Origin of the sequence: Stenotrophomonas sp. PS02301 (assembly GCF_029959485.1) — a bacterium.
In the GTDB taxonomy this organism is placed as follows: domain Bacteria; phylum Pseudomonadota; class Gammaproteobacteria; order Xanthomonadales; family Xanthomonadaceae; genus Stenotrophomonas; species Stenotrophomonas maltophilia_Z.
Genome location: NZ_JASCOO010000141.1, coordinates 1 through 7974 on the forward strand (window position 1 = coordinate 1; position 7974 = coordinate 7974).

At 67.8% G+C, this 7974-nt stretch carries 8 protein-coding genes; 3 read left to right on the forward strand and 5 right to left on the reverse strand.

The genetic code is table 11. The features are described 5' to 3' along the window. Positions 1 to 233: 233 nt before the first annotated feature. Positions 234 to 1505, reverse strand: coding sequence for an RNA polymerase-binding protein DksA (gene dksA, locus QMX81_RS19710; RefSeq protein ID WP_121038209.1), 1272 nt, complete (start codon positions 1503 to 1505; stop codon positions 234 to 236). 272 nt (positions 1506 to 1777) lie between these two features. Here dksA and yidD point away from each other — a divergent pair, with 272 nt between their 5' ends. The 3 genes from yidD to QMX81_RS19725 are packed head-to-tail and all read left to right on the forward strand — an operon-like array spanning position 1778 to position 4227. Beyond that, entirely contained in the window at positions 1778 to 2035 is a 258-nt protein-coding gene (gene yidD / locus QMX81_RS19715; protein WP_121038212.1) for a membrane protein insertion efficiency factor YidD, read from the forward strand. Beyond that, on the forward strand, positions 2036 to 3382 hold the full coding sequence (locus QMX81_RS19720; RefSeq protein WP_282264030.1) for a dihydroorotase: 1347 nt from the start codon (positions 2036 to 2038) through the stop codon (positions 3380 to 3382). 50 nt (positions 3383 to 3432) lie between these two features. After that, positions 3433 to 4227 carry a M23 family metallopeptidase gene (locus QMX81_RS19725; RefSeq protein ID WP_259462105.1) on the forward strand — a complete coding sequence of 265 codons (795 nt, stop codon included), beginning with the start codon at positions 3433 to 3435 and terminating at the stop codon, positions 4225 to 4227. Between the two features lie 31 nt (positions 4228 to 4258). Here QMX81_RS19725 and QMX81_RS19730 read toward each other — a convergent pair whose 3' ends face one another. The 4 genes from QMX81_RS19730 to QMX81_RS19745 are packed head-to-tail and all read right to left on the reverse strand — an operon-like array spanning position 4259 to position 7752. Further along, positions 4259 to 4966, reverse strand: coding sequence for a squalene/phytoene synthase family protein (locus QMX81_RS19730; protein WP_282264033.1), 708 nt, complete (start codon positions 4964 to 4966; stop codon positions 4259 to 4261). A gap of 18 nt (positions 4967 to 4984) precedes the next feature. Continuing rightward, positions 4985 to 5668, reverse strand: coding sequence for a phosphoglycolate phosphatase (locus QMX81_RS19735; protein WP_282264034.1), 684 nt, complete (start codon positions 5666 to 5668; stop codon positions 4985 to 4987). Further along, positions 5661 to 6392 carry a bifunctional 2-polyprenyl-6-hydroxyphenol methylase/3-demethylubiquinol 3-O-methyltransferase UbiG gene (gene ubiG / locus QMX81_RS19740; RefSeq protein WP_282264036.1) on the reverse strand — a complete coding sequence of 244 codons (732 nt, stop codon included), beginning with the start codon at positions 6390 to 6392 and terminating at the stop codon, positions 5661 to 5663. Before ubiG ends, QMX81_RS19735 begins: the two co-directional genes overlap by 8 nt. 16 nt (positions 6393 to 6408) lie before the next feature. Then, on the reverse strand, positions 6409 to 7752 hold the full coding sequence (locus QMX81_RS19745; protein WP_282264039.1) for a TRZ/ATZ family hydrolase: 1344 nt from the start codon (positions 7750 to 7752) through the stop codon (positions 6409 to 6411). Positions 7753 to 7974: the final 222 nt, after the last annotated feature.

The following is a 7974-nucleotide window of genomic DNA, read 5'->3' on the forward strand; positions in this document are numbered from 1 at the left end:
GGGTAGCCCGGTCCGGGACCGTGTGCGGCATGGATGCCGCACTACGAGCCCCCATGGATGGGTTTACGGCGGGTCCCGGACCGGGCTGCCCGACCCACTCGAGCACCAGACAGCAAGGCGCCAACGCCCTTCGCGACCAACCCGAACCAACCCGAACCAAAAACAAACAGCCAGCCAAAAAAAACCCGGCCGAAGCCGGGTTTTTTCGTAGAACAGCACAACCAACAGCGCGATCAGTCGCCCTGCTGCTTCTGCAGATGCTCCCAACGCTCCTGCGCATCGATCGTGCGCTCAGCGGTCAGGCGGGCTTCCAGACGGTCCAGGCCAATTTCTTCGCCCGTATCCACACAGAAACCGTAATCGCCATCTTCCAGACGCTTCAGCGTGCTGTTGATCTTGCCGATCAGCTTGCGATAACGATCGCGGGTACGCAGTTCCAGCGAGTTCTCGGTCTCGCGGGTGGCGCGCTCGGCCTCATCGCCGATATCACGCACTTCCTCCTGCAGATTCGCGATGGTCTGCTTGGATTCCTCCACCAGATCATTGCGCCAGTGCTGCAGGCGCTGGCGGAAATACTCCAGCTGCAGCGGGCTCATGTATTCCTCTTCCGCGCTCGGCTTGTAACCGTCGGGCAGGATCGGACGACCGGTGGCTTCGTCAGTCTTGTATTCCACCACCTTCACCTTGGTGCGAGGGGCCGGGGCGGCCGAACGCGCTGCCACGGCAACGGCGACCTTGCCGACCGGACGGGACACGGGCTTGGGGGCGGACTCGGACTTGGCGGGGGTTTTTGCAGGCGATTTCGAAACGGGCACGGGATTCTTGTTTTGCGGGGCCTTGGAGGCGGCGACAGGGGCGACCGGCGCCGGCGCAGACGCCGGAGAAGGTGCCGCCTTGGCCGGGCTCTTGGCCGGGACAGACTTGGCCGGCGCCGGCGATGCCGGCTTCGGTGCGGACTTCACTACGGGTGCTGCAACCGGCTTGGTGGCCGGCTTGGGTGCCACGGGCTTGCTGGCGGTCTTGCTGGCCTTCACCGGCGTAGCCGGTGCCTGCTTGACTGCGGTCTTCTTCGCCGGTGCCGGCTTGGCCGCCGGTTTGGCGACAGCAGGCGTCACGGTCTTCTTGGCTGCCGTCTTGCTGGCAGCGGCTTTCTTGACGGGCGCCTTGCTCACCGGCTTGCCTGCCGCGCGCTTGGCGGGCGTGGCAACCGGCTTGGCGACCGTCGACTTCTTGGCAACGACCTTCTTGGCGACGGTCTTCTTGGCCACCACCGTCTTGGCAGCAGGCTTCTTGGCGACAGCCTTCTTGACGGTCCTGGCCGGCGACGTGCTGGCCGCCTTTTTAACGGGTGCCGTCCTGGCCGCCGGTTGTTTGGATGCAGGCTTGCCAGCCGGCTTGGCGGCCGGCTTTCTGGCAACGGACTTGGCCGCCAACTTCTTTACAACAGGCTTGGCGGTTTTCTTGGCGGCCTTGACGGCCTTCTTTGCAGTTTTTTTAGCAGCCACGAAACGCTCTTCCTTGGATTCCCCGGGGCCCGGGAAAGCGGGCCTTTATAGCCTACCCGACCAGCAGCAGCAACCACACCGCCTACTCCGTTCAGCCCCGGAGTCGCAAGGCGTGCGACCGGTCCACCTGGCAGGCGGGCCAACGTGCGCAGTTCGGTACCTGACCCGGCGACACCGCCGGGGTGGCCCGTCGCGCGCGTGGGTGCGGACGGGTCCAACGCCCCATCCTGCGACAAATGCGCCCTTCATGCCAACTGGAATAAGATTGGGAGGTGATCTCACGCCTGCTCATCGCCCTGCTGCGCTTCTACAAGCGCTTCATCAGCCCGTTGCTGGGGCCGCGTTGCCGCTTCATGCCCAGCTGTTCTGAATACGCCATGCAAGCCATCGCCACCCATGGCCCCGCGCGCGGCAGCTGGCTGGCCGCGCGCCGGCTGGGCCGCTGCCATCCCTTCCATCCCGGTGGCATCGACGAGGTGCCCCCGCGCGCCGCGCATGACGCCACCTGCCGCTGCACAGGAAAACACTGAATGTCCTCCACGCTCATCGTCAACGCCCGCCTGGTCAACGAAGGCACCATCACCCAGGGTGACCTGCGCATCGAAGATGGCCGCATCGCGCAGATCGGCCCCGGTTTGGATGCCCGCCCCGGCGAAACCGTCGTCGACGCCGCCGGCCGCTGGCTGCTGCCGGGCATGATCGACGACCAGGTCCATTTCCGTGAGCCCGGCCTGACCCACAAGGGCGACATCGCGACCGAATCGGCCGCGGCCGTCGCCGGGGGCCTGACCAGCTTCATGGACATGCCCAACACCAATCCACCCACGCTCAACGCCGAGATCCTGCAGTCCAAGTACGATGCCGCCGCCGGCCGCGCACGCGCCAACTACGGCTTCTACATGGGCGCCAGCAACGACAACCTGGCCCACATCCAGTCGCTGGATCCCAAGACCGCGCCGGGCATCAAGGTGTTCATGGGCGCCTCCACCGGCAACATGCTGGTCGACAACCCGGAAACGCTCGATGCGATCTTCCGCGATGCGCCCACGCCGATCATCACGCACTGCGAAGACACGCCGATGATCGATGCCAAGGCCAAGGAGTACGCCGAGAAGTATGGCGATGCCCTGAGTGCCGAGCAGCACCCGGACATCCGCTCGCGCGAGGCCTGCCTGAAGTCCTCCGAGCTGGCCGTGTCGCTGGCCAGGAAGCACGGCACCCGCCTGCACGTGCTGCACATCTCCACCGCTGATGAGCTGGCCCTGTTCGAACGCGGCCCGCTGATCCGCGCCGATGGCAGCCGCAAGCAGATCACCGCCGAAACGTGCATCCACTTCCTGCGTTTCGACCGCAGCGATTACGCGCGGCTGGGCAACCTGATCAAGTGCAACCCGGCGATCAAGGAAGCCAGCGACCGCGAAGCGCTGACCCGCGCCGTGGCCGATGACGTGATCGACGTGCTCGCCACCGATCATGCGCCGCACACCTGGGAAGAAAAGCAGAAGCCCTATGCACAGGCGCCGTCCGGCCTGCCGCTGGTGCAGTACGCGCTGGTCGCCGCGCTGGAACTGGTACACGAAGGCAAACTGGAGATCACCCAGGTCGTGCAGAAGTTCGCGCACGCGCCGGCGCAGTTGTTCGATGTCAGCCAGCGTGGCTACCTGCGCGAAGGCTACTTCGCCGATCTGGTGCTGGTCGAAGACGTGCCGTTCACCGTCAAGCGCGAAGACGTGCTGTCCAAGTGCGGCTGGTCGCCGTTTGAAGGCACCACCTTCCGTTCGCGCATTGCCTCGACCTGGGTCAACGGGCAGTTGGCCTGGGATGGCGAGAAGCTGGTGGGCTCGCCGAACGGCCAGCGCATGAGCTTCGACCGCTGATGCGGGCACGGGTGTTGCGCGCGGCCCTGGCGGCCGCAGGCGTCGCGGCGATGGGCAGTCTACTGCCCTCGCCCGCCGTGGCCCAGGCCGATGCGCGCGTGGTGTTTCCGGCCAGCGCCTCGCAGGGCGCGATGGTGATCGGCAAGGTGCCGGCCGGCAGCGTCGTGCAGTACGGCGGCCGCACCCTGCGCGTGAGCGGGTACGGCAGCGTGGTGTTCGGCATCGGCCGCGATGAGAAAGGTCCACTGCAGGTGCAGGTGACGCGCCCGGACGGCGGCAGCGAAACGGCCAGCATCGCGGTCACCCCGCGTGACTGGCCGACCGAGCGCGTCAATGGCGTGCCGCCGAAGACGGTCAATCCGCCGCCGGCGATTGCCGAACGGATCAAGCGTGAGCAGGCACAGGTCACCGCCGCGCGTGCCCGCGATGACAATCGCGCCGACTTCGCACAGGCCTTCATCTGGCCGGTGCAGGGCCGCATCAGCGGCCGCTTCGGCAATGCGCGCGTCTATAACGGCCAACCCGGTTCGGGCCACTCCGGCATGGACATCGCGGTGCCGACCGGCACCCCGGTGAAGGCACCGGCCGCCGGCGTGGTCACCTTCGCCGGCCCGGACCTGTACCTGACCGGCGGCACGCTGCTGCTGGATCACGGCTTCGGGATCAGTTCGAACTTCCTGCATCTGTCGCGCATCGACGTGAAGGTCGGCGACCGCGTCGAGCAGGGCCAGGTGATCGCCGCTGTCGGTGCGACCGGTCGCGCGACCGGCCCGCACCTGCATTGGGGCATGAACTGGTTCGATACCCGCATCGACCCGCTGCTGGTGCTGGAACGCGGAAAGTAACGGAGGGCCGGCCGCTGGCCGGCACCCACGCTCAGCCTCGCGCAGCCCACCAGGTCAGCCACAGCGTACGCATCGGCGTGGCCTGGTACTGACGGTCCTGCGCCCAGGTCTGCTGGCGGGCACGGGCCAACGCGGCGTACAGCCGGCGGGGCCGCGGGCCGGCAACCCGCGCCGGCCACTTCGCCAGCAACTGCTGCGCCCACCTGCGCGGTGCGGCGGTGTCATCCTCGGCCAGCAGCGAACGCGGAATGGCGGCAACGCCACGCTCGTGCAGCCGCTGGGCCAGGGTCTGCACCAGCACCGGGGTGGCGACATCGCCACGCGCCGGGGTATCGAACATCACCGCTTCGACCGCGGCCACCGCGGCCGCATAGGCCTGCAGCGCGCGCAGCGCCTGCGCCGGATCGACCGGCACCGCACGCGCGTCGATCAGATCCGGCAGGGTCTCGGCCAGCTGCGCCCACGGCGCGCGCACCGGCTCAAGCACGCGGCCCAGCGGATGGCGCGAGCGCTGTGCGGACCAGCTGCGCAGCTCTTCACCCCACCACGCCAGTTTGGCGTCGGACGGCAACGGGTCGCCGGCGGTATTGAGGATGTCGTCGAACTCCTGCAGCAGCGAGAACCACGCCACCACCAGGGTGCGCTGGTGCTCGGGCACGAAGCGTTCGGCCACCTGCCACTCGGGCCAGCGGGTCCGCCACTTGTCCAGGAAACTGTCCAGGGCGCTGGGAGTACTCACGGTGTATTCCTTGAAAGGCTAGAGCGTGCGCGGAAGCGGCCACGCCTTGGCATGTTGCAGGTGTTCGGGACGTGCGATCAGCGTGTCGGCGCCCCAGGCCATGGGGTCGTCGGCATCGAGCCGATAGCCCCACAGCGCGGCGACCGAGGCCATGCCGGCGGCGTTGGCGGCGACGATGTCGCGCTCGTCATCGCCCACGTAGATACACGTGCCCGGGGCGATGCCCATGCGCTCGGCGGCAGCCAGCAGCGGCAGCGGATGCGGCTTGCGCTGGGCCAAGGTATCGCCGCCGATCAGCACCTTGCAGCGCTGTTGCCAGCCCAGCTGCGGCACGATCAGCCGGGCCAGGTATTCGGGCTTGTTGGTGACGATGCCCCACGCGCAGCCGGCCGCATCGAGCGCGTCGAGCATCCCGGCGATGCCATCAAACAGAACGGCATGCTGGCCGATCAGGCCTTCGTAGCGCGCCAGGAACTCCGGCACCAGCGCATCACGCTCGGCCTGCCCCAGCTCGGGAAAGGCCACCGAGACCATCGCACGCGAGCCCTTGGAGACCACCGGGCGCAGCGCACCCAGGGTGATCGGCGCGCGCTCGCGCGCGGCCAGCATCGCGTTGGCGGTGGCCAGCATGTCCGGTGCGCTGTCCAGCAGGGTGCCGTCCAGATCGAACAGCACCGCCGGCGGGAAACCGAACTCAGACACGAGCCGCGTCGTCCGGCTTGACCGCGTGGGCCAGGTAATTGATGTCGGTGCGCGTGCTCAGGCGGGCACGGTTGCGCCACGGCTCATACGCCATGCCGCTGACATCGCGCAGGTTGAAATCGGCCTCGCGCAGCCACTTGCCAAGCTCGGCCGGCTTGATGAAATCCTGGTAGTGATGCGTGCCCTTCGGCAGCAGCCGCGCCACGTACTCGGCACCGACGATCGCCACGGCGAACGCGGCCGGGGTGCGGTTCACGGTGGACAGGAACAGCTGGCCGCCCGGCTTGAGCAGGCGATGGCAGGCGGCGATGATCGCGCCCGGGTCCGGCACATGCTCGAGCATTTCCATGCAGGTGACCACATCGAAGCTGCCCGGCTGTTCGGCGGCCAGGTCTTCAGCGGCCTGCACGCGGTAGTCGACCGTGACGCCCGACTCCAGCCCGTGCAGGCGGGCGACCTTGACCAGTTCCGGGGCCAGATCGATCGCGGTGACGTCCGCGCCTTCCTTGGCCAGCGCCTCGCTGAGCAGCCCGCCACCGCAGCCGATATCGAGCACGCGGGCACCGCGCAGGGTGACGCGCTGGGTGACGTACTGCAGGCGCACCGGGTTCAACGCGTGCAGCGGCTTCTGCGGGCCATCGACGTCCCACCAGCGGTTGGCGAGCGCGGCGAACTTGTCCAGTTCGGCCTGATCGAAATTGGTGGAAGCATGGGGGGTGTTCATGGGGATCCTTGATGCATCAAGCACGGATGTGTCGGATACGCTCGCGCCACTGGCGGGCGTTGGCGACGATCGCGGCGGTGTCCATGCCGACCAGTTCGCGCTGGACCAGCTTGGGCTGGCCGGCGATCCAGACATCGCTGACCTGGTGGCGGCCGGCGGCGTAGACAAGCTGCGAGAGCACATGGTGCAGCGGTTGGGTTTCCAGCGCGGAGAGATCCACGCAGACCAGATCGGCCTGCTTGCCGACCTCGATCGAGCCGATGCGGTCGCCGAAGCCCAGCGCGCGTGCGCCGCCCAGGGTGGCCGCACGCAGCGTGGTGGCCGCGTCCAGCGCGGTGGCGTCATTGGCCACGGCCTTGGCCAGGATCGCCGCGGTGCGGTTCTCGCTGAACATGTCCAGGTCATTGTTGCTGGCGCAGCCATCGGTGCCGATCGCCAGGTTCACACCGGCGCGCTGCAGCGCGCACGCCGGGCAGAACCCGGAGGCCAGCTTGAGGTTGGATTCGGGGCAATGCACCACGCTGACGCCGCGCTCGGCGCACAGGTGGATCTCGGCCTCGGTCAACTGGGTCATGTGCACCGCGATCAGGCGGTCGTTGACCAGGCCGAGCCGATCCAGACGCGCCAGCGGACGCTGGCCGTGCAGCTTGAGCGAGTCGCTGATTTCCTGCGCGGTTTCATGCGTGTGCAGGTGCACCTGCATGTCCAGCTGGTCGGACAGCATGCGCACGCGTTCGAAGTTCGCGTCGTTGACGGTGTACGGCGCGTGCGGGGCGAACGAGGTGCCGATCAGCGGATCGTTGCGCCACTGGTCGTGCAGCTCGCCGGCCTTGGCGAAGTACTCGTCGTCGGTCTTGGCCCAGGCGGTCGGGAAATCGATGATCACCGCACCGACCAGCGCACGGAACCCGTGCTGCTTGTAGACGGCGGCCTGGACGTCGGAGAAGAAGTAGTTTTCGTTGGCGCAGGTGGTACCGCCGCGCAGCATCTCGGCGATCGCCAGGGTGGTGCCGTCGGCCACGAACTCCGGCCCGATCACCGCCGCTTCCACCGGCCAGATGTGCTGCTGCAGCCAGACCATCAGCGGCAGGTCGTCGGCGACGCCCCGCAGCAGGGTCATGGGATTGTGGGTGTGCGCGTTGACCAGACCCGGCATCAACGCCGCGTCCGGGCGGGACACGGTCTGCTTGGGCGCAAAGCGCTCGCGCGCTTGGGCACGCGGCAGGATCGCGATGATCTCACTGCCACGCACGGCCACGGCATGGTCTTCCAGCACCACCGCATGCGGCTCGATCGGGACCACGTAACCGGCTTCGATCAACAGGTCACAGGCTTCGGGAATGCGGGCGGTGTCGGTCATGCGGGCTCACTTTGCTGGAGAAACAGGTCAGCCTACGGCAGGGCCTACCTCGAACCTTCAGAAGACCGGTCCCATGCTGGACGGCTACCGCGATGCTTCTGGAGGACTGGCCCCTGAATCAGGGACGGCCGCGAAGCGGCGGGGTGTGGATGCGGGTGAGTTGGGGCCCACCGGACGCGGCCGCGCTCGGTGGGGCCCCCCCCCGGCTGGGCCGCCCCCAAA

Bases quoted from the DNA above. Each gene is read 5' to 3' on its own strand.
- QMX81_RS19720 (WP_282264030.1), top strand. From the start codon at position 2,036: ATGTCCTCCACGCTCATCGTCAACGCCCGCCTGGTCAACGAAGGCACC.
- QMX81_RS19725 (WP_259462105.1), top strand. From the start codon at position 3,433: ATGGGCAGTCTACTGCCCTCGCCCGCCGTGGCCCAGGCCGATGCGCGC.
- ubiG (WP_282264036.1), bottom strand. From the start codon at position 6,392: ATGAACACCCCCCATGCTTCCACCAATTTCGATCAGGCCGAACTGGAC.
- QMX81_RS19745 (WP_282264039.1), bottom strand. From the start codon at position 7,752: ATGACCGACACCGCCCGCATTCCCGAAGCCTGTGACCTGTTGATCGAA.